The organism is Brevundimonas sp. DW-iso22 (genome assembly GCF_058725425.1).
Genome location: NZ_JBZXEB010000003.1, coordinates 43735 through 67688, shown reverse-complemented (window position 1 = coordinate 67688; position 23954 = coordinate 43735). Strand labels below are relative to the sequence as shown.

General features: G+C 65.8%; 20 protein-coding genes and 1 pseudogene. 13 read left to right on the top strand and 8 right to left on the bottom strand.

The genetic code is table 11. The annotated features are described in order from the left end of the window. Positions 1 to 2: 2 nt before the first annotated feature. The gene (locus tag AC4PRM_RS03910; protein WP_492038865.1) at positions 3 to 2153 is read right to left on the bottom strand and encodes a FecR domain-containing protein; all 2151 of its coding nucleotides are present in this window, start codon (positions 2151 to 2153) and stop codon (positions 3 to 5) included. A 143-nt stretch (positions 2154 to 2296) separates the two neighbouring features. Between AC4PRM_RS03910 and AC4PRM_RS03905 the strand changes: the two genes are divergently transcribed. The 5 genes and pseudogenes from AC4PRM_RS03905 (at position 2297) to AC4PRM_RS03885 (ending at position 6851) form a co-directional block, all read left to right on the top strand. Beyond that, positions 2297 to 3880, top strand: coding sequence for a ShlB/FhaC/HecB family hemolysin secretion/activation protein (locus AC4PRM_RS03905; RefSeq protein ID WP_373257023.1), 1584 nt, complete (start codon positions 2297 to 2299; stop codon positions 3878 to 3880). 392 nt (positions 3881 to 4272) lie between these two features. After that, positions 4273 to 4692: a TadE/TadG family type IV pilus assembly protein gene (locus AC4PRM_RS03900; protein ID WP_492038864.1), complete on the top strand. Its 420-nt coding sequence runs from the start codon at positions 4273 to 4275 to the stop codon at positions 4690 to 4692. Then, positions 4692 to 5087: pseudogene (locus AC4PRM_RS03895) on the top strand (pilus assembly protein TadG-related protein); the annotation flags it as partial. The gene AC4PRM_RS03900 and the pseudogene AC4PRM_RS03895, both read left to right, overlap by 1 nt. Positions 5088 to 5138: 51 nt before the next feature. Further along, positions 5139 to 6332 carry a Tad domain-containing protein gene (locus AC4PRM_RS03890; RefSeq protein ID WP_492039183.1) on the top strand — a complete coding sequence of 398 codons (1194 nt, stop codon included), beginning with the start codon at positions 5139 to 5141 and terminating at the stop codon, positions 6330 to 6332. Between the two features lie 72 nt (positions 6333 to 6404). Continuing rightward, positions 6405 to 6851, top strand: a complete 447-nt coding sequence (locus AC4PRM_RS03885; protein WP_487921088.1) for a surface-adhesin E family protein — start codon at positions 6405 to 6407, stop codon at positions 6849 to 6851. A gap of 9 nt (positions 6852 to 6860) precedes the next feature. Here the strand turns inward: AC4PRM_RS03885 and gyrB are convergent, their stop codons facing one another. Then, the gene (gyrB, locus tag AC4PRM_RS03880) at positions 6861 to 9311 is read right to left on the bottom strand and encodes a DNA topoisomerase (ATP-hydrolyzing) subunit B (protein WP_373257026.1); all 2451 of its coding nucleotides are present in this window, start codon (positions 9309 to 9311) and stop codon (positions 6861 to 6863) included. A 634-nt stretch (positions 9312 to 9945) separates the two neighbouring features. Between gyrB and AC4PRM_RS03875 the strand changes: the two genes are divergently transcribed. Both AC4PRM_RS03875 and AC4PRM_RS03870 read left to right on the top strand, forming a co-directional pair. After that, positions 9946 to 11010 carry a substrate-binding domain-containing protein gene (locus AC4PRM_RS03875; RefSeq protein ID WP_492038863.1) on the top strand — a complete coding sequence of 355 codons (1065 nt, stop codon included), beginning with the start codon at positions 9946 to 9948 and terminating at the stop codon, positions 11008 to 11010. Then, positions 11010 to 11342, top strand: coding sequence for a hypothetical protein (locus AC4PRM_RS03870; RefSeq protein ID WP_492038862.1), 333 nt, complete (start codon positions 11010 to 11012; stop codon positions 11340 to 11342). Before AC4PRM_RS03875 ends, AC4PRM_RS03870 begins: the two co-directional genes overlap by 1 nt. A gap of 2 nt (positions 11343 to 11344) precedes the next feature. On the opposite strand, the gene AC4PRM_RS03865 is transcribed toward AC4PRM_RS03870, so the two are convergent. After that, positions 11345 to 11602 (bottom strand): Lrp/AsnC ligand binding domain-containing protein, encoded by a 258-nt coding sequence (locus AC4PRM_RS03865; RefSeq protein WP_373257029.1) that lies wholly within the window; start codon positions 11600 to 11602, stop codon positions 11345 to 11347. A gap of 68 nt (positions 11603 to 11670) precedes the next feature. Between AC4PRM_RS03865 and AC4PRM_RS03860 the strand changes: the two genes are divergently transcribed. Both AC4PRM_RS03860 and AC4PRM_RS03855 read left to right on the top strand, forming a co-directional pair. After that, complete coding sequence (locus AC4PRM_RS03860; protein ID WP_492038861.1) at positions 11671 to 12474, top strand: alpha/beta hydrolase; 804 nt, start codon at positions 11671 to 11673, stop codon at positions 12472 to 12474. 304 nt (positions 12475 to 12778) lie between these two features. Beyond that, the gene (locus tag AC4PRM_RS03855) at positions 12779 to 13453 is read left to right on the top strand and encodes a bifunctional 4-hydroxy-2-oxoglutarate aldolase/2-dehydro-3-deoxy-phosphogluconate aldolase (protein ID WP_492038860.1); all 675 of its coding nucleotides are present in this window, start codon (positions 12779 to 12781) and stop codon (positions 13451 to 13453) included. 76 nt (positions 13454 to 13529) lie between these two features. On the opposite strand, the gene AC4PRM_RS03850 is transcribed toward AC4PRM_RS03855, so the two are convergent. From AC4PRM_RS03850 to AC4PRM_RS03840, 3 genes are all read right to left on the bottom strand, one after another. Continuing rightward, positions 13530 to 16367, bottom strand: a complete 2838-nt coding sequence (locus AC4PRM_RS03850; protein WP_492038859.1) for a M16 family metallopeptidase — start codon at positions 16365 to 16367, stop codon at positions 13530 to 13532. A gap of 66 nt (positions 16368 to 16433) precedes the next feature. Next, the gene (locus AC4PRM_RS03845) at positions 16434 to 17282 is read right to left on the bottom strand and encodes a ribokinase (RefSeq protein ID WP_373257033.1); all 849 of its coding nucleotides are present in this window, start codon (positions 17280 to 17282) and stop codon (positions 16434 to 16436) included. After that, on the bottom strand, positions 17279 to 18208 hold the full coding sequence (locus AC4PRM_RS03840) for a nucleoside hydrolase (protein WP_492038858.1): 930 nt from the start codon (positions 18206 to 18208) through the stop codon (positions 17279 to 17281). Before AC4PRM_RS03840 ends, AC4PRM_RS03845 begins: the two co-directional genes overlap by 4 nt. Positions 18209 to 18408: 200 nt before the next feature. Between AC4PRM_RS03840 and metK the strand changes: the two genes are divergently transcribed. Then, positions 18409 to 19599 carry a methionine adenosyltransferase gene (gene metK / locus AC4PRM_RS03835; protein WP_492038857.1) on the top strand — a complete coding sequence of 397 codons (1191 nt, stop codon included), beginning with the start codon at positions 18409 to 18411 and terminating at the stop codon, positions 19597 to 19599. Positions 19600 to 19682: 83 nt separating this feature from the next. Beyond that, positions 19683 to 20393, top strand: coding sequence for a tRNA (guanosine(46)-N7)-methyltransferase TrmB (gene trmB / locus AC4PRM_RS03830; protein ID WP_492038856.1), 711 nt, complete (start codon positions 19683 to 19685; stop codon positions 20391 to 20393). On the opposite strand, the gene AC4PRM_RS03825 is transcribed toward trmB, so the two are convergent. Together AC4PRM_RS03825 and AC4PRM_RS03820 are read right to left on the bottom strand one after the other, a co-directional pair. Continuing rightward, a complete protein-coding gene (locus AC4PRM_RS03825) occupies positions 20380 to 20928 on the bottom strand; it encodes a biotin transporter BioY (protein WP_492038855.1) in 549 nt (182 codons plus the stop codon). The two genes, trmB and AC4PRM_RS03825, sit on opposite strands and share 14 nt — an antisense overlap. 6 nt (positions 20929 to 20934) lie before the next feature. Further along, positions 20935 to 21423 (bottom strand): protein-tyrosine phosphatase family protein, encoded by a 489-nt coding sequence (locus AC4PRM_RS03820; RefSeq protein ID WP_373257038.1) that lies wholly within the window; start codon positions 21421 to 21423, stop codon positions 20935 to 20937. Positions 21424 to 21625: 202 nt separating this feature from the next. Here AC4PRM_RS03820 and rimP point away from each other — a divergent pair, with 202 nt between their 5' ends. After that, the gene (gene rimP / locus AC4PRM_RS03815) at positions 21626 to 22171 is read left to right on the top strand and encodes a ribosome maturation factor RimP (RefSeq protein ID WP_373257039.1); all 546 of its coding nucleotides are present in this window, start codon (positions 21626 to 21628) and stop codon (positions 22169 to 22171) included. A 4-nt stretch (positions 22172 to 22175) separates the two neighbouring features. Further along, the gene (nusA, locus tag AC4PRM_RS03810; protein ID WP_492038854.1) at positions 22176 to 23936 is read left to right on the top strand and encodes a transcription termination factor NusA; all 1761 of its coding nucleotides are present in this window, start codon (positions 22176 to 22178) and stop codon (positions 23934 to 23936) included. Positions 23937 to 23954 lie beyond the last annotated feature (18 nt).

Genomic DNA, 23954 nt, shown 5'->3' with positions numbered 1-23954 from the left:
GATCAGTCGTCCCCATCATCGTCGTCGTCGGAGCCACCGCCCCCGCGGCCACCGCCGTTGCCGCCGTCGTCGTCGTCGTCATCATCATCATCGTCGTCGTCGGAGCCACCGCCCCCGCGGCCACCGCCGTTGCCGCCGTCGTCGTCATCATCATCATCGTCGTCGCCGGAGCCACCGCCCCCACGGCCGCCGCCGTTGCCGCCGTTGTCGTCATCATCATCGTCGTCATCATCGGAGCCACCGCCCCCACGGCCGCCACCGTTGCCGCCGTCGTCGTCGTCATCATCATCGTCGTCATCGGAGCCACCGCCTCCATTGCCGCCGCCGGAGTTGCCGCCACCGTTTCCGGGACCACCGTTGCCGCCGCCGTTTCCGGGACCACCATTGCCGCCATCGTCGTCGTCATCGCCGTCGTCGTCGGAGCCACCGCCTCCATTGCCGCCACCGGAGTTGCCGCCACCGTTTCCGGGACCACCGGGCGTGCCGGGACCGCCATTCCCGCCGCCGTTGCCGGGACCACCATTGCCGCCATCGTCGTCGTCATCGCCGTCGTCGTCGGAGCCACCGCCTCCATTGCCGCCGCCGTTGCCGCCGCCGTTTCCGGGACCGCCAGGTGTGCCGGGGCCTCCATTGCCGCCGCCGGAGTTGCCACCGCCGTTGCCGGGACCGCCAGGTGTGCCGGGACCACCGTTGCCGCCGCCGTTTCCGCCCCCGTTACCGGGGCCACCGGGCGTGCCGGGACCACCATTGCCGCCATCGTCGTCGTCATCGCCGTCGTCGTCGGAGCCACCGCCTCCATTGCCGCCTCCGGAGTTGCCACCGCCGTTGCCGGGACCGCCGGGCGTGCCGGGACCGCCGTTGCCGCCGCCGTTGCCGCCCCCGTTACCGGGGCCACCGGGCGTGCCGGGACCACCATTGCCGTCATCGCCGTCGTCGTCGGAGCCACCGCCTCCGTTGCCGCCGCCGTTGCCGCCACCGCTTCCGGGACCACCGGGCGTGCCGGGACCGCCGTTGCCGCCGCCGGAGTTGCCACCGCCGTTGCCGGGACCGCCGTTGCCGCCGCCGTTGCCGCCCCCGTTACCGGGACCGCCAGGCGTGCCGGGACCACCATCGCCGCCATCGTCGTCGTCGGAGCCACCGCCTCCATTGCCGCCACCGGAGTTGCCGCCACCGTTTCCTGGACCCCCAGGTGTGCCGGGGCCTCCATTGCCGCCGCCGTTGCCGGGTGCACCGGAGCCGGAGTCATCATTATCACCCGGATCGTCGGATCCGGCTCCGCCACCCGGCAGGCCGGGAGGAGGACCCTCACCTGCATTTCCGTTCCCGCTCCCCGAAGGGCTGTTACCTCCATTGCCGGCCCCGCCGGAGTTTGCGCCCGCACTGCTATTTCCCGTACCCGCTGCGTTCGATCCTCCACCGGCACTGGCGACGGAACTGCCGCCAAGGGTGCTGGTATTACCGGTAGTGCCGCCGGTGGGGCTTGATGTTGGGGGCAGCGACGCCAGAGTCGCCGGAGGGTTCTGTACCAGGCCGCCAGTCACTTCCTTGAAGTCGATGGGAGCCAGCGCCACAACGGGGCCTGTGACGACCACGTTTGCCGAAGGGGCTGTGATCTCAACCGAATCCGGCTGGGTGCGCGATACGACACCGGTCGCGCCCGGGCCCACATCACCTCCAGCGTTGCCGCTGATCGCCCGCACTTCGACCAGGCCTTCGGACACGTGCACCCGGTCGCCCTGCGAGTCGACGCTGACAGTGAAGGTCGTGCCTTTAACGACGGCGGCGAGAAGGGGGGTTTCGACGCGGAAATGCTGTTGTCTTTGTCGATCCACTTGGAAAAGCGCCGACCCGAGATCCTGAAGGATACGGGTCATGCCACGCTGCTCTGCCGCCAGGGTCGTGCGGCTGTTCGGCCCGACGACAATGCGCTGATCGCCGTTGGTAATCACGGCCCGACCGTTACCGCCCGTCGTCACACTGGTTCCGATCGGAAGCATCTGGCCGACAACGCCTGGGGCGATGGCCCGTGCGGGTACTGCCACCCGGACGCCGCCGCTGACTTCACGCAGCCGCCAGTCGGCAGCCCAGGCTGATGTTGGGCCGAAGATCAGAAGTATGGCCAGTGTGACCACGATTAACTTGAGTTTTACCACGTCCAGAACCCTCGGCGCACTGTTTTACGCAATCACTTTTACCCTCGCTTAGCTACGAGGCCCTTAAGCGGCAGACTTAATCTGAACTTAATCAGGCATCGGTATGATCAGGACTGTCCAGTTTGTGTCCGGAAGCCGACATAGTGCCCAGTTATTTGCGTTTTACTTGTCGTCTATTGCAAAAAGCCGCGATTTTCGCAGCTCTTGTGGCGGGAGGCGCTCTATCGGGCGCGGCTGTGGCATCAGACGTTCCTGAATGTGAGCAGGCCTGCTTTGTCCTGACGGGCGTTCAGCTACAGGGTGTCTCAGCCTTCCCTGCGTCAGAGCTGGCCTACACCTATGAAGACTATCTGACGCGCCCGGTCGCGGTTGAAGACCTGGTGAAGGTCGCCGCTTCCATTACCGATCACTATCGCGCCGAGGGCTATTTCCTGACGCGCGCCGCCGTGGCTCCACACGATGGCGTAAGCGGCCTGGCGACGATCGTCGTTTACGAAGGCTACATCGACGAGGTCATTGTTGAAGGGTCCGATCCTTCGACTATCCGAGCCCTTGTTGGCCCGTTGGGGCGACGCGACCCCACGACGATTGCCGAGCTTGATCGTCGGCTGACGCTGGCCGCCGATCTGCCCGGTTATTCCCTGGAGAGTCGGATCGAACCTGTGCTGGGTGATCCAGCTGGCCATCGGCTTGTCGTGACGCCGGAGTTTGAAAGATACTCGGCTTACGCCCGCGTCACCAACCGCGGATCCGATACGCAAGGTCCATGGCAGGTCTATGTTTCCGCTGCGGCGAACTCGATAATCGCAGATGGCGACCAGATGACCCTGGCCGCGTCGACGACCCCTCAAAACCCCGACGAACTGACATCGGCCAAGTGGGGCTACTCTCTGCCACTGAGTGATGGACGTCGTCTTGAAGCCGGGGTCTCAGGCTACACCACAAATGCCAAGCCCTCCTCGACAAACGGCCGCCTCAGTGGGCAGAGCGTCGAAGTCTGGATGAACCTGGCCCAACCGCTGATCCGCAAACGCAAGCAGAGCCTGTGGCTCAATACGAGCCTTGATGTTCGAGAGAAGCAGCAGACCTATGCCCAATCGGGTCGCGCTGATGAGACATTGGCGGTCGCGCGGGCATCCTTGTTTGCCTGGCAGCGGTTTGCCGACGGATATCTGTCCAGCAGCCTGGAAGTCTCGCAGGGCCTGGAAGCATTTGGAGCAACGGTGGGGAACGCTCCCAACCTCTCCCGCAGCAACGCAGATGGCATCTTCACCAAGCTCAATGCACGAGTTTCGGGCTACACAGACGTCTGGCGCTTTCTCGGCATCTACGCCGAGGTTTCGGGACAGTGGTCCAACGATCCGCTTCTGAGCTCGGAAGAGTTTTCCGTGGGTGGACCGACCTACGGCCGCGCCTACAACTATGGCGAGGTCAGCGGGGACATGGGGGCGGCGGCCGCGATCGAACTGCGTGCAGGATGGGACCCTGACTTTGCCCCGGTCAGTTTCTTCCAGACCTACGCCTTCTACGATGCGGCCTCGGTTTCCAACTATACGCGTACCGGCACCCGCTCCAACGAGTTGTCCTCTGCCGGCGTCGGCGTGAGGGTCACGTTCAAGGACAGAACGACCTTCAGGGCCGAGCTCGCCAAGCCTCTCGACTGGGTCCCCTATACAGAGACTGACAATGACTGGCGGGTCTTTGTCACGCTGTCGAGACAGTTCTGACTTTTCGAGTCCAAGCAGGACAGGACCCGGCGTCCAATCCTTTTCAGCCTTGATCGCCCAGCTTGGTGTCGATGAACGGATAGCCCGGCGCAAGCCGTGTCCGGTCAGAGTTCTGTTCCAGGCCGGAACAGGCGCGTTCGATTCAGGAGGCGGCCCCCCCGGCATGCCAACTCGGCCGCAGGCCGGTACGGATCAGGGACCGGCCCGTGTTCATTCTGCGCCGGACCTTACGAACCGGCATAGGTATATTGCCGACTGTTTTCAGGTTGATAGCCTGCCTTGCGTGAGCAGGACGAATGACCTCCAGCGGGTCGGCCTGGATTATTTTCGCCCGCCTTCACGCACACTTAACGCTAAGGTTGCATAGTGACCTCTCGTTTAGGGAGAAGGCCATGCGTGGACGACTCAAGCGACCTCATAGGTCTGAGCGAGGCTCGGCTGCAGTCGAGTTCGCAATGGTTGGACCCTTGTTCATCCTGCTCTTGATTGGTTCAGTCGTTTACGGCGGCTGGATGTGGATGGCGCAGGGGGTCCAGCATCTGGCGGCCGAAGGTGCAAGGGCGGCGATTGCAGGTATCGACGTAGACGAGCGCGATACATTGGCGCGATCTGCCGTGTCCGGCTCGCTGGACGGCGCTACGATTCTCGACCCCGAAGCGGTTCAGGTTGAAGTGACCAGCGATACGGGAGCAATCCGGGTCACCATAACCTATGACGCATCCGGCCATCCGCTGATGGCGCTGGCAAGGCTTGTCCCGTCGCCCCCCCGCACTATCCGCCGAGAAGCGGTGATCCGTACAGGAGGCTATTGATGCGTCCGCGATGCCAGTCCCTCCGGCGGTGCCGCAAGGGGGGAATCGCCACCATGGCGGCTGTGGGGGCGGGCCTTGCCTGTTTGCTGGCAGCAGTCGTCATCGACGGTGGCTCTATAGCGCTGGCTGCACGACGGGCCCAATCGGCGGCAGACCTCAGCGCGCTGGCGGCCGCGCGCGACCTTGCTAACGCCGAGCAGGCTGCGGAAGCCACAGCAAAGGCCAACGTCGGACTAGACTTGCAGATCATGACTGCAACAGGGGTCTATGCTCCGAACGCTTCGCTTGCGCCGAGTGAAAGATTCATTCCAGGCGACACAGACGCCAACGCCGCGCAGGTAACGGTCACTATGCCTGCTCAAGTCTGGTTCTCACGATGGCTTTTGGGCAAGGATCGGGTCGAGGTGAAGCGGACAGGCACTGCAGCTGTTCGTTCTGCCGAGCCCATGGCCACGCTGTCCATAGGTTCGCGCCTTGCCGCGCTGGATGGGGGCTTGGCAAACCAGGTGTTGAGCGGGCTTACCGGCAGCCAGGTCTCGCTGAGCCTGATGGACTATCGGTCTCTGGCGGATGTGAATGTTGACCTGCTGGGCTTTACGGACGCCTTGGCGACACATGCCGGCGTGACGGTGGGAGACTACGAGACCTTGCTGGCCCAGGACGTCGATGCAGGAGACGCCTTGCGCATTCTCGAGACCCTGACGGATGGAGCGGATAGTGGGTTGAACCGACTGGCGCGTGCAGCAGATGGCCAAAGATTTCAGGTCGGCCAGTTGATCGGGGCGGAAGCGGGCGCTGAACAAGGGCTGCGAGGCGGACTGGAGGTTGCCGTGTCGGCTCTGGACCTGTCCAATGCCGTATTGGAGCTCTCCAGTGGCGATCGACAGGTCGCGCTTGATCTGGGAGCCAGGGCCGGGCTGGCTGATCTGGACGTCTGGCTGGCCATCGGGGAACGGCCGAACCGATCGCCCTGGCTGGCGGTGGCCAAGTCGGGCCAGCCCATCATCCGTACAGCCCAGGCGCGGCTTTATATCGAAGCAAGGACGAGCCAGAGTTTGTCAGGACTGGCCCAGGTCAAGGTGCCCCTGTTGGTCGAGCTGGCATCGTCGGAGGCGCGACTGGAAGCGATAGACTGTGAGGGCGCTCGATCGGTGCGTCTGGGCGTCCGGCCAGGCGTAGCAAGGGCGCGGATCGGCACGACCAGCATTGCCGCCCTCGATGACTTCAAGGCCGCGCCTGCCGTTCAGGCGGCGTCCCTGGTGAACGTTGCCGGTCTGATCGTCATCAAGGCGGCAGCGGATATTGAAGCGGCGGATCAGAGCTTCAAGCCAGTGACCTTCAGCGATGCCCAGATCACGAGCCAGACGCCGCAAACCGTAAAATCGACCGGCTTCACGTCCGGCCTTGTGTCCTCGTTGCTGGGCAGAATGCAACTGGATGTAAAGGTGGTCGGACTGGGTTTGGGGCTGGGTAATCTGACCCAGTCTCTGAGCGGGTTGCTGTCACCTCTGGGGCCGGTGCTGGATGGCGTAGTCAACGGTGTTCTCGACACTCTTGGCCTGTCATTTGGCGAGGCCGATGTGACTGTCCACGGGGCGACCTGCCCGATCGATGGCGGCGCGGCCTATCTGGTCGGCTGACGCCTTGGGGCTACATCCTCTTGCCAAGGCACGAATGTAGCGCATGATATCTCCGGGAACGGGGAGATTGTCATGAGAGTGTCGCTACTTTGCGGAGCGTTTCTTCTGGTCTGTGCGGGGCCGGTTATGGCCGAAAACTGGAATTCCGTATCACGCAGTCCGAACAACGCATTCATGATCGAGGTGGACAGCATCGTGGTGACCGGTGACGTCACGATCGTGTCGGTGGCGACTGTACCGCGTAGTGGCGACGCGGCTGACTACAGTCATTCTATCGAGACCTACGAGTTCAACTGCAATGCCGGTCAGTGGCGGACTGCGGGCATCGTCGAATATGGCGAAGACGGATCCGAAGCAGACCGCGTTCCCGAAGAAGGCGGCAGCTGGGTGCCGATCCGCGCCAACACCCTGCCCGAATACCTGAAACAGATCGCCTGTGACGGAATGCGCGCCGCCCCACCGACATGGCCCTCGATCAAAGCCTTCGTCGACGCGGGGCGGGTACTGCCGCCCATCTAGCCAACAGCATCAGGCATCCACGGCGGCATCCAGCGCGTTGGCCTGGATGAACTCGCGACGCGGCTCGACCACGTCGCCCATGAGCTTGGCGAACAGGTCGGAGGCATCCTCCTGATGCTCGACCGACACCTGCAACAAGGTGCGGGCGTTGGCGTCCAGGGTGGTCTCCCACAGCTGTTCGGGGTTCATCTCGCCCAGGCCCTTGTAGCGCTGGATGGCCAGACCCTTCTTGCCAGCGTCCAGGACGGCCTCGAGCAGGTCGAGCGGACCGCGAATGGTCACGGATTTATCCTTGCGGCGATAGACCGACGGGGTCGAGAACAGGCCGTCGAAAGCGACCGAGCGCTCGGCCAGCCGGCGTGCATCCTGGGACCGGATGAGGGCTTCCTCCAGCACGATCCGTTCGGTGACGGCGCGGCGCACACGTTCAAAGACCACGGCTCCCTGGGCACCTGGTGCGCCGGACCAGTCGCCGTCACCCTCTTCGGCATAAAGGTTCAGCCGGGCCGCCGCCTTGGCCGGATCGGCAGCGTCTTCATCGAACAGACCAGCCAGTGCGGCCTGTTCGACCGCGAAGGCGGGGGCGCGCTGCGACAGGCGATCAACGCCGGCCTTGAACGCCTTGGCTTCGCGTACCAGGGATTGCAGGTCCATGCCGGTCCGGCGCTCGCCCGTCGGCAGATCCAGTTCCGCCTCGGATGAGCCCTCCTCGATCAGATAGGAGTCCATTTCGGACTGGTCCTTGAGGTAGCGCGACTGCTTGCCCTTGGAGACTTTGTAGAGCGGCGGCTGGGCGATGTAGACGTGACCGCGCTCGATCAATTCCGGCATCTGCCGGTAGAAGAAGGTCAACAACAGGGTCCGGATGTGGGCGCCGTCGACGTCGGCGTCGGCCATCAGGATGATCTTGTGATAGCGCAGCTTGTCGGCGTTGAAGTCGTCACGGCCGATGCCGGTGCCCAGCGCCAGAATGAGCGTCCCGATCAGTTCGGACGACAGCATGCGGTCAAACCGCGCCCGCTCGACGTTCAGAATCTTGCCGCGCAGAGGCAGGACGGCCTGGTTCTCGCGGTTGCGAGCCTGTTTGGCAGAGCCGCCGGCGCTGTCGCCCTCGACGATGAACAGTTCGGACTTGGCCGGATCGCGTTCCTGACAGTCGGCCAGCTTACCGGGCAGGCTGGAGATTTCCATGGCCGTCTTGCGGCGCGTAAGGTCGCGCGCCTTGCGGGCGGCCTCGCGGGCGGCGGCGGCCTCGATGATCTTGGCGACCACCTGTTTGGCTTCGGCAGGGTGTTCTTCGAACCATTGCGACAGGCCCTCGGAGCACAGACCCTCGACGGCCGGGCGGACTTCGGACGAGACCAGCTTGTCCTTGGTCTGGGAGCTGAATTTGGGGTCCGGCACCTTGACCGACAGAACGCAGGTCAGGCCCTCGCGGGCGTCCTCGCCACTGACGGAGACCTTCTCCTTCTTGGCGGCACCGGCGGCGTCGATATAGCCACCCATGACGCGGGTCAGGCTGGCCCGGAAGGCCGACAGGTGGGTGCCTCCATCCCGCTGGGGGATGTTGTTGGTGAAGCACAGCATGGTCTCGTGGTAGCTGTCGTTCCACCACAGGGCCAGATCGATCTCGATCCCTTCCTTCTTGCCGCGAATGACGATGACGTCCTTCAGGATCGGCGACTTGGACTTGTCCAGGTGGCGCACGAAGGCCTCGACGCCGCCTTCGTAGTGCAGGATTTCCTCGAAGGGTTCGGCCCCGCGATCGTCGCGCAGCTTGATCACAACGCCCGAGTTCAGGAAGGCCAGTTCGCGCAGGCGGTGTTCCAGCGTCTTCAGGTCGAAGTCGATGTGGCTGAACGTCGTCACCGACGGATAGAAGGTGACCTCGGTGCCCGACAGGGGCTGGCCCGCCTTGTCCCCCGTCTCGCGGATGGGGGCGTCACCGGTGATGACCAGGCTTTCGACCGTGTCGCCGCGCTCGAACTTCATCTCGTGGCGCTTGCCGTTGCGATAGATTTTCAGCTTCAGCCAGTCGCTGAGCGCGTTGACGACCGAAACGCCCACGCCGTGCAGGCCGCCGGAAACCTTGTAGGAGTTCTGGTCGAACTTACCGCCCGCGTGCAACTGGGTCATGATGACCTCGGCGGCAGAGACGCCCTCTTCGCCGTGGATGTCGGTCGGGATGCCGCGACCGTTGTCGGTGACGGTCACCGAGCCGTCGGCATTCAGAATGACCTGAACCAGATCGGCGTGTCCGGCCAGGGCCTCGTCGATGGCATTGTCGACCACCTCATACACCATGTGGTGCAGGCCCGAGCCGTCGTCGGTGTCGCCGATGTACATACCGGGCCGCTTGCGAACGGCGTCCAGCCCCTTGAGGACCTTGATGGAATCGGCGCCGTAGGCGGCCTCCTCGGCGGTATCGACGTTGCGCGCGGTCTCGGTGTTTTCGGTCATCTATTCGGTCGGTGAAACGCCCCTGATCGGGGCCTCTGAAGGCGGCGGCCAAACCGCCTTGGACGGACTGTTTTCGGGTCACGAATCCGATCCGCGCCACATACCCAGATATATAGGAATCTGCGCGTGAATTGCGAGCAAAAGCGGGACTGCACAGGTATGGCTATTCGCTGTCCGCAAGAGCTTAGCCCTTGACGGGTGGGATGGGCCGGCAGGTTACCGCCCCCGTCACCTGCAGATCGTTCGAAGACGGTTTCCGATACCGTACCGTCTCGACTTCACGATGTGTTTGACCGGGTGACTGTCGGCTCGGAGGCTCGTCGAATCCGGTCTCCGGACGCATGGGCTCCCGGCGGCATTTCCTGTCGCTTCGGACCACGGATGCCATGCGCGTGCTCGCGACCTGAAGGCGGACGTTGGTGTGATGATCGTACAGACGGATCGTTGCCGATTAGTCGACACTTTGAAAACGTCTCCTCACGACCATCGTCTGACAACCGTGCGAAATACGTACCCGGTCTTCGTCCTAGCGGCAGAATCCTCCCGCCATGCACAAGGAACATCTTGGCTTCCCTTTCGTCCAACCGTCACAATCCTCTGTTCTAAGCGCCACGAACCTTACGGAGCTGTTCTCATGACCCGCACCCTTCTCGCCGCTGCCTCGGCCCTCGCCCTTCTGACCCTTGGCGCATGTGGAGACGGCGGGGCGGGGTCGCAGACGGCGCGGTCGGGCATCTGGGCGGCAGGCTCCTCGACGGTCTTCCCGTTCACGACCCGCGTGGCCGAGAACTATGCCCGTATGTCTGGCGGGGCGGCACCGCGCGTCGAATCGCTGGGCACCGGCGGCGGCATCCAGGCCTTCTGTCAGGGCATCGGCCCGGCCACGCCCGACATCGCCAATGCCTCGCGCCAGATGAAGAAGTCCGAGTTCGACATGTGTCAGGCCAATGGCGTGACCGAAATCATCGAGCTGAAGATCGGCTATGACGGCCTGGTCATCGCCACGGCGCTGAACGCGCCCGATTATGGTTTTGAAGGTGACGACCTGTATCTGGCGCTGGCCAAGGAAGTTCCGGGGCCGAACGGCACCTATGTCGCCAACCCCAACGTCAACTGGAGCGACGTGAACCCCGGCCTGCCGTCGACCCGCATCATGGTCTATGGCCCGCCCCCCACCTCGGGCACGCGCGATTCCTGGGTCGAGCTGGCCATGGCCCCGTCGGCCAAGGCGATCCCCGCGCTGGCGGCCCTGGCCGAAAGCGATTCCGACCGGTTCGAGACCCTGGCCCATACGCTGCGTGAAGACGGCGGCTGGATCGATTCCGGCGAGAACGACAATGCCATCGTCCAGACCCTGAGCCGGACGCCCGGCTCGACCGGAGCCTTCGGCTATTCCTTCCTCGAGCAGAACTCCGACTCGGTGAAGGCGCACAGCGTCAACGGCGTGATGCCCACGCTGGATACGATCGCCTCTGGTGAATATCCGATCTCCCGCTCCATGTTCATCTACGTGAAGAAGGCCCATGTCGGCGTGACGCCGGGCCTGGAGCAGTTCGTGCAGGAATATCTGTCGGACGCCTCGGCCGGTCGCGGCGGCTATCTGCAGGACCGTGGCCTGGTGCCGCTGCCCGCCGACCAACTGGCCGCACAGCGCGCGATCGCTTCGGCTCTGACGCCGATGACGGCCCCGGCGAAGTGATGTTGGTCGTCGCGGCATTGCTTAGCCTTGTCGGCAGTCAGGAGGCTGCGCCCACGCCTCTGACTCCCTTCAGGGACGTGCCATGGACCCGCAGCCCGCAGGTCGAATACCCGGCGGCTGCGCTGTCGCGAGGGGTGGATCGTGGTGTGGTGACGATCGACTGTGCTGTCGAGACGACGGGCGCGTTGTCGGACTGCCGGACCACCGAGGATCAGCCGGCCGAGCTGGGCTTTGGGCGAATGGCTCTGTCGGCCATGCGTCAGGCCCGGTTGGACACCGCGCGCTGGACCCTGCCGCGGGTCGCGGTGCGGCTGTCGTTCGTCTCGAACTAGGTTCAACCCTTGGACGGCAGGAACGGCGAGAAGGTGATGACCGTGAATGTGTCGCGGATGTGCGGCCGGGTCTGAACCGACTTCGTCACGAAGGTGCCGATGTCCATGTCCTTCGGCAGCTGAAACTTGGCCAGCAGGTCGTACTGCCCTGACGTCGAATAGACCTCAGACACATGCTCGACATTGTCCACCATGTCGGCGGCCACGTCATTGGCGTGCCCCAACTCGCATTTGATGAAGACGAAGATGGCGGTCATCATGGCGGAGGTCCCTTGCGCAGCGTGCCGGACCTTTAGCGGATGGTGACGTGACAGGTAAGGGATCAGACGTGATCGATCTGGAAGCCCAGTACAACAACCGCGCCCTGGTGCCGGACCATCCGGCGGTGATGGAGGGCTGGCGCGTGCGAGCAGAAGTCGCGCGGATGGCGCATCCGCCGCGTCCGGTTGCCTATGGCCCGGGCGAGCGGGAGGTCATGGACCTGTTCGAGGCGGCACCGGGTGCGCCCATCGCCGTCTTCCTGCACGGTGGCTACTGGCAGGCTCTGGGGCGGGAGTGGTTCAGCGGTATCGCGCCGTCGCTGCTGGCCCATGGCGTGAGTCTGGCCATCCCTTCCTATGAGCTGGCGCCGGACGCTCGCCTCGGTCGCATCCTGTCGCAGGTGCGAGAGGCGGTGGAGGCGGTGCGGGACCTGTCGCCCAACCGCGCCCGCCCGGTCGTCTTTGGCCACTCAGCCGGGGGCCATATGGCGGCCTGTATGCTGTCCGAGGGGCGGGCCAGCGCAGCTGTCGCCATCAGCGGTGTGTTCGACCTGGCCCCGCTGATCCCGACCAGTCTGAACGCAGCCCTGGGTCTGGACGCACGCGAGGCGGCGGCGTTGTCGCCGATCCACTGGCCGGTGCCCAATGGATCCACGCCCGGTGGAACGGTGCTGGACTGTGTGGTCGGCGGCGACGAGAGCGCAGAGTTCATCCGCCAGTCGCGCATGATGGCCGACCTCTGGGGCGGGCAGGGGGTCGAGACGCGGTTCGAGGCCGTCGAAGGTGCCAACCACTTCACAGTGCTGGAGCCTCTGTTCGATTCCGGAAGTGCGATGACGCGCCGCATCGTCAATCTGACCGCAAAAGCTTGACCTTGAAGGCAAACCGCCGTTTTGAAGTGCGTCGTACACCCGACATACCCTTGATTGTTGACCAGAGACGCCATGTTTCGCGCCTTGCGCCGCCTTGTCCGTAGACTGAAGTGCAAACGCCATCGCTGGCGTCCCGACAGACGCCGTCCCGGGATCGAGTTCTGCGACCTGTGCCAGGCGACCCGGCACGAGAAGCTCGACGCCGCCTGAAGCGCGAAACACAAAGTTTGGGCAGCCCGCTTTGACACGGCCCGTGCGGTGGGTAAGCAGGTCTGTCCCGAAATCCGGTGGAGCCTGAACGCCGATGCGCCACGACCGTCTTTCCGTCCTGACTGCTCTCGAAGCGCAAGGCGTCGCGCCCGTCTTCTATCACCCTGACGCGGACGTGTGCCTGAACGTCATCCGCGCCTGCGCCCGAGGCGGCGCGCCGGTGGTGGAGTTCACCAACCGCGGTGACTTTGCCTGCGACCTGTTCGGCGAGATTGCGCGCGAACTGCAGAAGACCGATCCGCACATCGTGCTGGGCATCGGCTCGGTCGTCGATGCAGGGACCGCCGCCCTGTTCCTGAACCGGGGCGCGCGGTTCGTGGTCAGTCCGGGTCTGGTGGAGGAGGTGGCGCGCACCTGCAACCGGCGCATGACCGCCTATTTCCCCGGCTGCGGCTCGGTGAGCGAAATCCTGAAGGCCCAGGAACTGGGCTGCGAGATCGTCAAACTGTTTCCGGGTGCCAGCGTCGGCGGAGCGGACTTCGTCAAGGCCGTCATGGGGCCCATGCCCTGGACAAAGATCATGCCGACCGGCGGCGTCGACCCTGACGCGGCCTCCATCGCCCAATGGTTCGGCTCGGGCATCGTGGCGGCTGGGATGGGGTCGAAGCTGGTGACGGACGCCGCAGTCAAGGCGGGCGACTGGGCCGGGATCGAGGCCAGCGTCCGCCAGACGGTTGAGGCGATCAGGACGTTTCGCACAAAAGCCTGAGGGCACAGGCGGCGCTTGCCCCTCCACCCTCAATTCGGGTCCTCCCCACGCAAGCGTGGGGAGGAGATCAACCCGCCTAAAGCCCCAGCGTCGGGCTGTTCAGGTCCAGATCGGTGGCCGGTATCACCACCACATCTGGATGGGCTGCACGCAGGGCGTCGATGAACATGGCGGCCTGGCCGACCACAACGACATAAGCCTGGTCCGCACTGACCCGACCGGCGGCTTGCGCCAGGGACGCCGGGGTCGTGGCCGCGATCTGTGCCGGATAGGTTTCGATTGTCGACAGCGGCAGGCCGTTGGTCACCGCCTGGGCCAGCACGCCGCCCAGGCCGCTGGTGGTCTCCAGCGAGCGGGCATAGCCGCCGGTCAGGAAGGTCTCGCGGTTGGTGACCTCTGCGTCGGCCACCGGTTCGCGCGCCAGGCGGTCGAACTCCGCCAGGACCAGGCCTACGACCTCGGCCGCGCTCTCGTTCTTGGTCTGGGTCGTCGCGGTCAGCAGTCCTCCGTCCACCCGCGCGCCCAGCGAGGAACTGGCCCCGTAGGACAGGCCGCGCTTGGCCCGGATCTCCATGAACAGCCGCGCAGTGCCGCCGCCGCCCATGACGGCATTGGCCACCTCCAGCGCGTGCCAGTCGTCGTCGGACCGCAAGGGCGCGCGCACCGCCGCCGTGACGGCTGCCTGGCCCGCGCCGGGCAGGTCCACGACAACCACGCGAGGGGGCAAGGGTTGTCCCGCTCGATTCGGCAGTGTGGGTAGCGCACCACTATTGGCGGTCCAGTCGCCGAAGGTCCGTTCGGCGAAGGTGAAGGCGTCCTCCGGCGTCATGCCGCCGGTGATCACCACTGTGGCATTGTCCGGTCGCCACCACTGGCGGTGATGGGCGACCACGTCCTCGCGCGTCAGGGTCGCCACGCTCTCGGGTGTGCCCGACGAGGGTCGGCCATAGGCGGCCCCGCCATAGGCGATCCGGTTCAGCACCGCCCCCGCCAGCGGTCCCGGCTGGCGCAGGTTGACGGTCAGGGCGTTGATGGTCTGGGCCCGGCCGCGCTCCAGCTCCGCCTCGGCAAAGTCCGGCCGCTGGACCACATCGGCCAGCACCTGGCCGACCGTCTCGGCCGAGGCGACAGGCGCGGAAACGAACAGGGTCGTTCCGTCCGGTCCGGCTCCCCCGCCAATCCCTGCGCCCAGACGCTCCAGTGTGGCGGCGATCTCGGGAGCTGAGCGCCCGCCCGCGCCCTGGGTCGCGAGACTGGCGGTCATGGAGGCCAGGCCAGCCTTGCCGTCGGGGTCGGAAGCCGCTCCGCCGCCCAGCACCAGTTGCGCATTCATGATTGGCAGGTCCGTGGACCTGGCGGCCACGACCCTCAGCCCGTTCGACAGCCGCCGTTCGACCACCTGGGGCGTCGCGATCGGGCGTGCCGGGCCGGCGGCCGGTGCCGCCATCCGCTGACCCTCGGGGGCCAGTTCATTGGCCGGCAGTATGGCCGGGGGTACGCTCAGGAAGGTCGGCATGGGGGCCGGGTTGAGATACGCGTCCTCGGCCACGCCCTCGGGGCGGGCGGCGTTGTCCTGATAACGGACCTGGACCCGCGCCGTCTCGTTCAGCCAGGTGCGGGCCACGCGCTGGACGTCTGCAGCCGTTACCGCCTGGATGGCTGCCAGACGCGCGTCCGGTGCTGCGGGATCGTTCTCCGATACGATGGCCCGGCCCAGAATGAAGGCGCGGCCCGATGACGTTTCCCGCTGGCGCAGGTCAGACGCGGCCAGTTCGGTCTTGGCTTCGGCCAGCTCCTCGGCCGTCACCGGCTCATCGCGTACCCGGGCCAGCTCGGCGGCCAGGGCGGCCTCGACATCGGCGATGGATTTGCCGCGCGCGACCGTGGCGGTGGCCACGATGACGCCGTCCTCTTCCATGGCGTTGACGCCGATATTGGCATTGGTGGCCAACTGGGTTCGATAGACCAGGGCCTGGTGCAGGCGCGAGCTATCACCGTCAGAGAGGATGACCGACAAGACCTCAAGGGCGGCGGCATCGGCATCGGTCGCCTTCGGTCCCGGATAGATGGTCCCGACGGCGGGCAGAGGCACGTTCGGGGCATAGGCCTCGACCAGGCGCGGCTGGGTGCGCGGCGTCTCGACCGGGCGCTCCATGACCGGCACCGGGCGGTCAGGATTCCGGATGTCGGCGAAATACTGATCGACCCAGCGATCCAGCTGGCCGGGCTCGAAAGCTCCGGACACGATCAGGGTCGCGGTGGCCGGGCGGTAGTAGGCCTCGTGAAAGGCGCGGGCCTCGTCGATGGTGGCGGCGTCCAGCTCCTCGATCGAGCCGATCACGCTGCGGCGATAGACGCTTTCGTCGAAGCTGTTGTCGCCGATCACGAACCGCTGGAACCGACCATAGGGCGGGGCATAGACCCGCTGGCGCAGCTCCTCCTTCACGATGTCGCGTTCGTTGTTGAAGGTCTCCACGTCCACCACCGGCCGGGCCATCCGCTCGGCGTGAGTCCACAGGATCGCCTCCAGATACTGGGGCGGCACGGTCTCGTAATAGTTGGTGAAATCCTGGCCCGTAGAGGCGTTGCGCGTGCCGCCAGCATCGGCCACCAGGGTGGCGATCTCGCCATAGGCGGTGTTCACCGTCTTGCGGCTGAGGATGTGTTCGAACAGGTGGGCGAAGCCTGAACGGCCCTGGGGGTCGTCCTTGCCACCGACGTCATACCACAGAGTCACGGTCACCGTGCCTGCGCCGGAATCCGGCATGGCATAGATGTCCAGCCCGTTGGCCAGCTCGCGGTGGGTGTATTCCAGCGGCGGAACGACGATGGGTGCCGGTGCCGGCGTCTGGGAAAAGGCGGGGGTGGCGAGGGCCAGAAGCGAGGCGCCCAGCAGCGCGGCAGTACGTGTCATGTGGCATTTCCCCAAGTCGTCTCTGAACAGGACCGAGACCCTATCCCGCGCATCGGCCAGCCCTAGTTACGAACTTGTAATGATCGCCTCGACGTCTTCCCGCGTGGGCAGGGAGGGCTGGGCCCCTGGCCGTGTCGCGGCGATCGCTCCGGCGGCGCAGGCGAATGTCAGGGCGGCTTCGGGCGACTGGCCCTCCAGCAGGGCGACGCAGATCGCGCCGACGAAACAGTCGCCGGCCCCGGTGGCGTCGACCGCCTTGACTTTGGGCGGCGTGGCCGAGGCGATCAGGGCTCCACGCTGGTACATTTCGGCCCCGCGTGCACCGAGCGTGACGACCACCCGTCCGCCCCCGTGATGCAGAAGATCGCCGTAGAAGGCGGCCTCGTTTTCATTGACCACGATCAGGTCGGCACGGCGTAGCATCTGGTCCGACACCGGCGCGGCGGGGGCCAGGTTGATGCAGACGAAGTCGGTGGCCCGACCGACTGCGGCCTCCACCGTCTCGACGGGCAGTTCCATCTGAAGGATCAAAGGACCCTCGATGCGCGCCGGAAGCTGTTCGGGCATGACGCTGTGGTTGGCACCGGCGGCGACGACGATCTGGTTCTCTCCGTCCGGGTCGACGGCGATCAGGGCCACGCCCGTCGGGGCCTCGGCATCGGTCAGCACGCCGCCGGTATCGACATCGTCGGCCAGAAGAAGCGCCAGTGCCTCCTCGGCCATGCCGTCGCGCCCGACCCGCCCGATCATGCAGACCTCGGCGCCCAGGCGCTGGGCGGCCAGCGCCTGATTGGCCCCCTTGCCACCCGGGTGGCGGGCCAGGGTCGCGCCGGTGACCGTCTCGCCCGCACGGGGCAGGCGGGGGGCAGTCGCGACGAAATCCAGATTGATGGAGCCGACGACGGTGATCCTCACGCACAGCTCTCCGCGATCAGATCGAAGACGCCGTCGGCCTTGACCCCGGTGGCCCAGCGATGCGGAGCCGTTTCCGGATCGACCCGGAACTCCACCGCTGTGTGACCGCGCGTCAGCTCGCTCTGGACCTCCACCGCGATCCGGCAGGGCTTCAGTTCAAAAAGGTCGGGGTTCATCAGCCAGGCGACGGGGCAGGGGTCGTGGATAGGTGGTGCGTCCCAGCCGACGATCCGTTTTTCCACGTCCTGCGAGAACCGCATCATCGCCGCTGCCGTATCTCCGCGTGCGGTCCCCAGCGCAGCCAGGCGCGCGATCCGCGCATCGGTCGCCCGCACCTGATGCGTCACGTCCAGGCCGAACATCACCACCGGACAGGCGCTGCGCAGCACCTCGTCCGCCGCCTCCGGATCGGCCCAGATGTTGAACTCGGCAGAGGGGGTGATGTTGCCGCCTTCGCTGCGGGCGCCGCCCATCACCGCCACGGGTCCCAGCCGCTTCTGGATCATCGGCTCCTTGCGCAGGGCATGCGCCAGATTGGTCATGGGCCCCAGGATGGCCAGGGCGACGGAGCCTTCGGGGCGGCTCATGACGTTGTCGATGATGGCGTCCACGCCATGTCCGTCGGCGATGCCACGATCGGGCGTGAACGGCGGCAGATAGCCCAGCCCTTCTTCGCCGTGGAACTCACTGGCACTGGCGGGCTTGCGGCGAAGAGGCCGGTCTGCTCCGCCGCGCACCGGAACGTCTTCGCGCCCCGCGATCTGGCGCAGCATCAGGGCGTTCCGGGTGGTCTTCTTCAGCGGCACATTGCCGCCTACCGTGGTCACCGCCAGCAACTCCAGCCGCGCCGCGCCGAACGCCAGCATCAGCGCCACCGCGTCATCCACGCCGGGGTCACAGTCGATGATCAGGGATTGCGTCGTCATGCGGCAGGTTTGAAGCGGGTCGCGCGGATGGGCAAGCGTTTGGATGAGCCCGCTGCAGGTCTTGCCCCGCGTGCATCCCCCCGCCACATGCACACGTAACGATGGGCGTCCCGACCCGGCCTGAAAGTTGCGGGTCGGGTTGAACATATAAGGATGTCCTTATATGTCTGCTGGCCCTTTCGGCCCGACTGGAGTCCGCCTTGTCCCGTTCCACCTTCCTGTTCACGTCCGAAAGCGTTTCGGAAGGCCATCCCGACAAGGTCGCGGACCGGATTTCAGACACCGTCGTGGACCTGTTCCTGGCGCGTGACCCGGAGGCGCGAGTGGCGTGCGAGACGCTGTGCACGACCGATCTGGTGGTGCTGGCCGGCGAGATCCGCGGCAAGGGCATCTGGGAAAACGGCACCTGGGCTGCAGGGCTGGAGGCCGAGATCGAGGCCGCCGTGCGGGCCGCCGTGCGCGACATCGGCTATGAGCAGGACAAATTCCACTGGAAGACTTTCGAGTTCCAGAACCATCTGCACGGCCAGTCGGTGGACATCGCCGTGGGCGTGGATGCTGGCGATAACAAGGACGAGGGCGCGGGCGATCAGGGCATCATGTTCGGCTATGCCTCGAACGAGACGCCCGAACTGATGCCGGCGACCCTGGCCTATAGCCACGCCATCCTGAAGAAACTGGCCGAGGTGCGCCACGCGGGCGGCACCCTGCTGGAACCCGACGCCAAGAGCCAGGTCACCATCCAGTATGTGGATGGCAAGCCGGTTCGGGCGACGTCCATCGTCCTGTCGACCCAGCATGCTGTGGGGCGGGCCGATGAGGTCGCCGCCTTCGTCAAGCCGCTGATCCTGGAGGTGCTGCCCGAGGGCTTTACCGACGAGAACACCGTCTGGCACATCAATCCGACCGGCATCTTCGAGATCGGCGGACCGGATGGGGACACTGGCCTGACGGGGCGCAAGATCATCGTCGATACCTACGGCGGAGCTTCGCCCCACGGCGGCGGGGCGTTCAGCGGCAAGGACCCGACCAAGGTGGACCGGTCGGCGGCCTATGCCTGTCGCTATCTGGCCAAGAATGTGGTGGCGGCGGGTCTTGCCGATCGCTGCACCATCCAGATCAGCTATGCCATCGGCGTGGCCGAGCCCCAGTCGATCCACGTCGATCTGCACCGCACGGGCCGGATCGACGAGAGCGTGCTGGAGCGCGAACTGCTGGGCCTGATCGGCGGGGCCACGCCGCGCGCCATTCGCCAGCACCTGGGCCTGAACAAGCCCATCTATGCCCGCACCGCCGCCTATGGCCATTTCGGCCGCGAGCCGGATGCGGAAGGCGGCTTCGGCTGGGAGAAGACCGATCTGGTGGATCAGTTGAAGGCGCTGGCGGGCTAGAAGGCAGATTTGCCCTAGTCCTCCCACCCGGTCGCAGCGCGACCACTCTCCCCACGAAGGGGAGGGAGAGGTATAGCGCCCCGATGTCCGACCTTCCTGACCCCACACACCGCCCCCTACGCTCCTTCGGTCGTATCAAGGCGCGGCCGATCAAGCCGAAGCAGGCGGCGCTGTTCGACAGTCTGTTGCCGCGCATTGCCGTGCGCGATCCGGCGGCGGGGCCGATCGATCCGCAGGCGCTGATGCCGGGGGCCGAGGGTGTCTGGCTGGAGATCGGATTCGGCGGGGGCGAGCATCTGGCGACCCAGGCGGGACGGCATCCGGACGTGCTGATGATCGGGTGCGAGCCGTTCCTGAACGGGGTGGCCTCGGTCCTGCGGCATATCGACGAGGGCGGGCTGGAGAATGTGCGGGTCCATGCCGACGATGCGCGGGCAGTGATGACGGCCCTGCCGGACGCCTCGCTGGACCGGGTGATGATCCTGTTCCCCGACCCTTGGCACAAGGTGCGGCACAACAAGCGGCGCCTGTTGCAGGATGAGACGGCCGCCGAGATCGCGCGGTTGCTGAAGCCCGGCGGGGTGGTGCGGTTCGTGACCGACTGGGAAGACTATGCGGGCTGGGCGCTGGAGCGGCTGATGCGAACGCCGGGGCTGGCGCGGGTGCCGTCGCCTACAAAAGAAGGCATGGGCGACGACTGGAGCGTGCCGTGGGACGACCACGTCACCACCCGCTATGAAGAAAAGCGGCTGGGTGACACCACGCCGCTGTTCATGGAGTTCAGGCGGGTCTGACCGGTACGAACCGGGCCAGCGCCGGGGTCAATGCGCGGGCTGCCAGCACGACCAGCAGCGACTTGATCACGGCACCGGGAATGAAGGGCAGGGCCCCGTTGCGCAGGGCCGGCTCCATGCCGACGTCCAGTGCCAGCCAGGCGCTGCCCCAGGCCAGAATCAGCAGATGCAGCGCCACCATCCAGGCCGTGGCCGGGATCAGCCGCGTCAGCCGGCCATTGCGGGCCAGCCAGCCCGCGAGGAAGGCCGCAGGGATGAAGGCGACCAGATAGCCCGCCGTCGGGCCGGTGAAGCGCGCAATGCCGGAGGCGGCGTCCGACAGTACGGGCAGGCCGACCATGGCCGCCGCCAGATACAGCAGTACGCTGGCCACGCCCCAGCGCGGACCCATGACCGCCCCGGACAGAAGCACGGCGAAGGTCTGGAGCGTCATCGGCACCGGCACCATCGGCACGGCGATCTGGGCGCTCAGGGCCATCAGGGCGGCGAAGGCTACGACGGCGGCGAGGCGCAATGCCATAGGGGAGGAGGTCATTCAGCTTCAGTCGCGCAGGGCGGCGAAGGTGCGGATGAAGGCGAACTGTTCGTCGGTTTCGGGCACGGGGCGACCGCGGGCCTTGCCGACGCGAAGGACGGCTTCGTCCGGGTCCATGCCGCCGACGATCAGGGCACATATGGCCAGAGACGGGGCGCGCCCCAGGCCGGCGCGGCAGTGGATCACGATGGCCTGTCCCGCGCGCAGCCGCCGGTCGATGGCCTGGGCCAGCTTGCGATAGGCGGCGACATCGGCGGGCAGGCCGTGGTCGGGAATGGGGAAGTTGTGAAAGCCGACGCCGTGCCGCGTGGCCGCCCCGCCCTCGTCGGCCAGGCCGAGCTTCTGGGCCTCCGCGGGCTCCAGCATGCTGATGACATGATCGACCATGCCGTGCGACAGGCCGGCCATCTGTTCGTCGAGGGCCTCGCCCCCGTCGGGCTTGCGCGACACGCCGAGGCGGCCGGTGGTGTTCAGTCCGATCCAGTGGATTTTCATCGGCGCTTTCTGGCGGCGCGGGGCAGCGAAGGCAATGACCGTCGTCGGCCTGATGCGAGAAGGGGCTGACAAAGCCGTTCGGGAGGGCTATATGGCGCTCTACATCGTTAGACCGGCGTCAAACGGCGTCGTTCCAAGCGGCGGCCCCGGATGGCCCGCCGCTTTTTTATTGCCCTGCTTACGACCCCGAGAGACCAGAGCCTTGAAGGCCAAGACCGTCGAAGACCGCGCTCTGCTGGAGCTGATCGAACCCGTGGCCGAAAGCCTGGGTCTCGACATCGTGCGGGTGCGGCTGATGGGCGGCACTCTGCGTCGCCGCCTGCAGATCATGGCCGAGCGGCCCAGCGACCACGACATCGCCGTCGAGGAATGCGCCCGCCTGAGCCGCGCGGTGTCCGAGATTTTCGACGCCGCCGATCCGATCGCGGGCGAGTACTTGCTGGAAGTGTCGTCGCCGGGCGTGGATCGGCCTCTGACGCGCCAGTCCGATTTCGACCTGTTCGAAGGCTATGAGGCGCGACTGGAAACCGACCGGATGGTCGAGGGCCGCAAGCGCTTCAAGGGTATTCTGGCCGGGACGGAGGGCGAGAACATCGCCATCGATCTGGACGGGGAAGAGGACACAGCCCTGATCCCCTTCGACTGGCTGGTGGATGCCAAGCTGGTGCTGACCGACGAACTGATGAAGGCGGGGGCCGAGAAGCGCGCTGCCCGCAATGACAACGATACAACCGAGACCGAGGACTAAAGACATGGCTGTTGCCGGCGTTTCCGCGAACCGTCTTGAACTGCTGCAGATCGCCGATGCGGTCGCGCGCGAGAAGAACATCGACAAGGAGGTCGTCGTCGAGGCGATCGAGGAGGCGATCCAGAAGGGTGCCAAGTCGCGTTACGGCGCTCATCACGACATCCGCGCCAAGATCGACATCAAGACCGGCGAACTGAGCCTGACGCGCCACGTCACCATCGTGGCCGACGACTGGCAGCCGGAAGACGAGCTGGAAGAGTTCAACGACAGCGCCATGGTGCGCCTGACCGACGCGTCCAAGCGCGATCCGGAAGCCGAGGTCGGCAAGGAATATGTCGAGGACCTGCCGCCGTTCGACTTTGGCCGGGTGCAGACCCAGATGGCTCGCCAGGTCGTCATGGGCAAGGTTCGTGACGCCGAGCGCGCCAACCAGTACGAAGAGTTCAAGGACCGCGTCGGCGAGATCGTCAACGGCACCGTCAAGCGCGTCGAATACGGCAACACCGTCGTCGATCTGGGCCGGGGCGAGGGCATCATGCGCCGCAACGACTCCATCCCGCGCGAAGTGTTCAACATCGGCGACCGGATCCGCACCTACATCTATGACGTCCGCGCCGAGGCCAAGGGCCCGCAGGTCATGCTGTCGCGCTCGCACCCCGGCTTCATGGCCAAGCTGTTCGCCCAGGAAGTGCCCGAGGTCTACGACGGCGTGATCGAGATCCGCGCCGCCGCCCGCGACGCCGGTTCGCGTGCCAAGATGGCCGTGCTGTCGAACGACAGCTCCATCGATCCCGTCGGGGCCTGCGTCGGTATGCGCGGCTCGCGCGTTCAGGCGGTCGTCGCCGAACTGCAGGGCGAAAAGATCGACATCATCCAATGGAATGCCGACGAACCGACGTTCATCGTCAACGCCCTGGCCCCCGCCGAAGTCTCCAAGGTCGTGCTGGACGAAGAGGCCGACCGCGTTGAGGTCGTCGTCCCCGACGAGCAACTGTCGCTGGCTATCGGGCGTCGCGGCCAGAACGTCCGCCTGGCCAGCCAGTTGACCGGCTGGCAGATCGACATCATCACCGAAAGCCAGGATTCCGAGCGTCGCCAGAAGGAGTTCGGCGAGCGTACCGTCCTGTTCCAGGAAGCCCTGGACGTGGACGAGGTCATCGCCCAGCTGCTGGTCACCGAAGGCTTTGCCACGGTCGAGGACCTGGCCTTCGTAGAGCCCTATGAAATCTCCGAAATCGAAGGCTTCGACGAGGACACCGCCGAAGAACTTCAGGCCCGTGCTCGCGACTTCCTGGACAAACAGGCGGCTGTTCTGGACGCCAAGCGCGTCGAACTGGGCGTCGAGGATGCTGTCCTGGCCGTACCGGGTGTCACCGGTGCCATCGCCGTCGCCCTGGGCGAGGGTGGGGTCAAGACGGTCGAGGACCTGGCCGATCTGGCCACCGACGAAATCCGTGGCGGCTATGAAGTGAAGAACGGCGAACGGGTGAAGGTGCCCGGCGTGCTGGAGAGCTTCAACCTGGCCCAGGAGGATGCCGAAATGCTGATCCTGCAGGCCCGCGTGGCCGCCGGCTGGATCGATGCGTCGGAACTGCCGCAACCGCCCGAGCCGGAATACGAGGAAGAGGTCCAATACGCCGAGGGTGAATACGACGCCGACGCCGTGTTCGGTGATGCGCCCGAAGCCGAAGCCGAAGTTGAAACCACCGACGCCGATGCCGACGAGGTCCTCGCCGAGGACTCCGACGACACGCGCGACGCATGATGGGAGACCGGATCGTTC

Coding starts and splice junctions, on each gene's coding strand:
- AC4PRM_RS03840 (WP_492038858.1), bottom strand. CDS start 18,208: ATGACGACGCAATCCCTGATCATCGACTGTGACCCCGGCGTGGATGAC.
- AC4PRM_RS03850 (WP_492038859.1), bottom strand. CDS start 16,367: ATGACACGTACTGCCGCGCTGCTGGGCGCCTCGCTTCTGGCCCTCGCC.
- nusA (WP_492038854.1), top strand. CDS start 22,176: ATGGCTGTTGCCGGCGTTTCCGCGAACCGTCTTGAACTGCTGCAGATC.
- AC4PRM_RS03900 (WP_492038864.1), top strand. CDS start 4,273: ATGCGTGGACGACTCAAGCGACCTCATAGGTCTGAGCGAGGCTCGGCT.
- AC4PRM_RS03890 (WP_492039183.1), top strand. CDS start 5,139: ATGGCCACGCTGTCCATAGGTTCGCGCCTTGCCGCGCTGGATGGGGGC.
- AC4PRM_RS03865 (WP_373257029.1), bottom strand. CDS start 11,602: ATGATGACCGCCATCTTCGTCTTCATCAAATGCGAGTTGGGGCACGCC.
- AC4PRM_RS03870 (WP_492038862.1), top strand. CDS start 11,010: ATGTTGGTCGTCGCGGCATTGCTTAGCCTTGTCGGCAGTCAGGAGGCT.
- AC4PRM_RS03855 (WP_492038860.1), top strand. CDS start 12,779: ATGCGCCACGACCGTCTTTCCGTCCTGACTGCTCTCGAAGCGCAAGGC.
- AC4PRM_RS03820 (WP_373257038.1), bottom strand. CDS start 21,423: ATGAAAATCCACTGGATCGGACTGAACACCACCGGCCGCCTCGGCGTG.
- AC4PRM_RS03825 (WP_492038855.1), bottom strand. CDS start 20,928: ATGACCTCCTCCCCTATGGCATTGCGCCTCGCCGCCGTCGTAGCCTTC.
- AC4PRM_RS03885 (WP_487921088.1), top strand. CDS start 6,405: ATGAGAGTGTCGCTACTTTGCGGAGCGTTTCTTCTGGTCTGTGCGGGG.
- trmB (WP_492038856.1), top strand. CDS start 19,683: ATGTCCGACCTTCCTGACCCCACACACCGCCCCCTACGCTCCTTCGGT.
- gyrB (WP_373257026.1), bottom strand. CDS start 9,311: ATGACCGAAAACACCGAGACCGCGCGCAACGTCGATACCGCCGAGGAG.
- AC4PRM_RS03875 (WP_492038863.1), top strand. CDS start 9,946: ATGACCCGCACCCTTCTCGCCGCTGCCTCGGCCCTCGCCCTTCTGACC.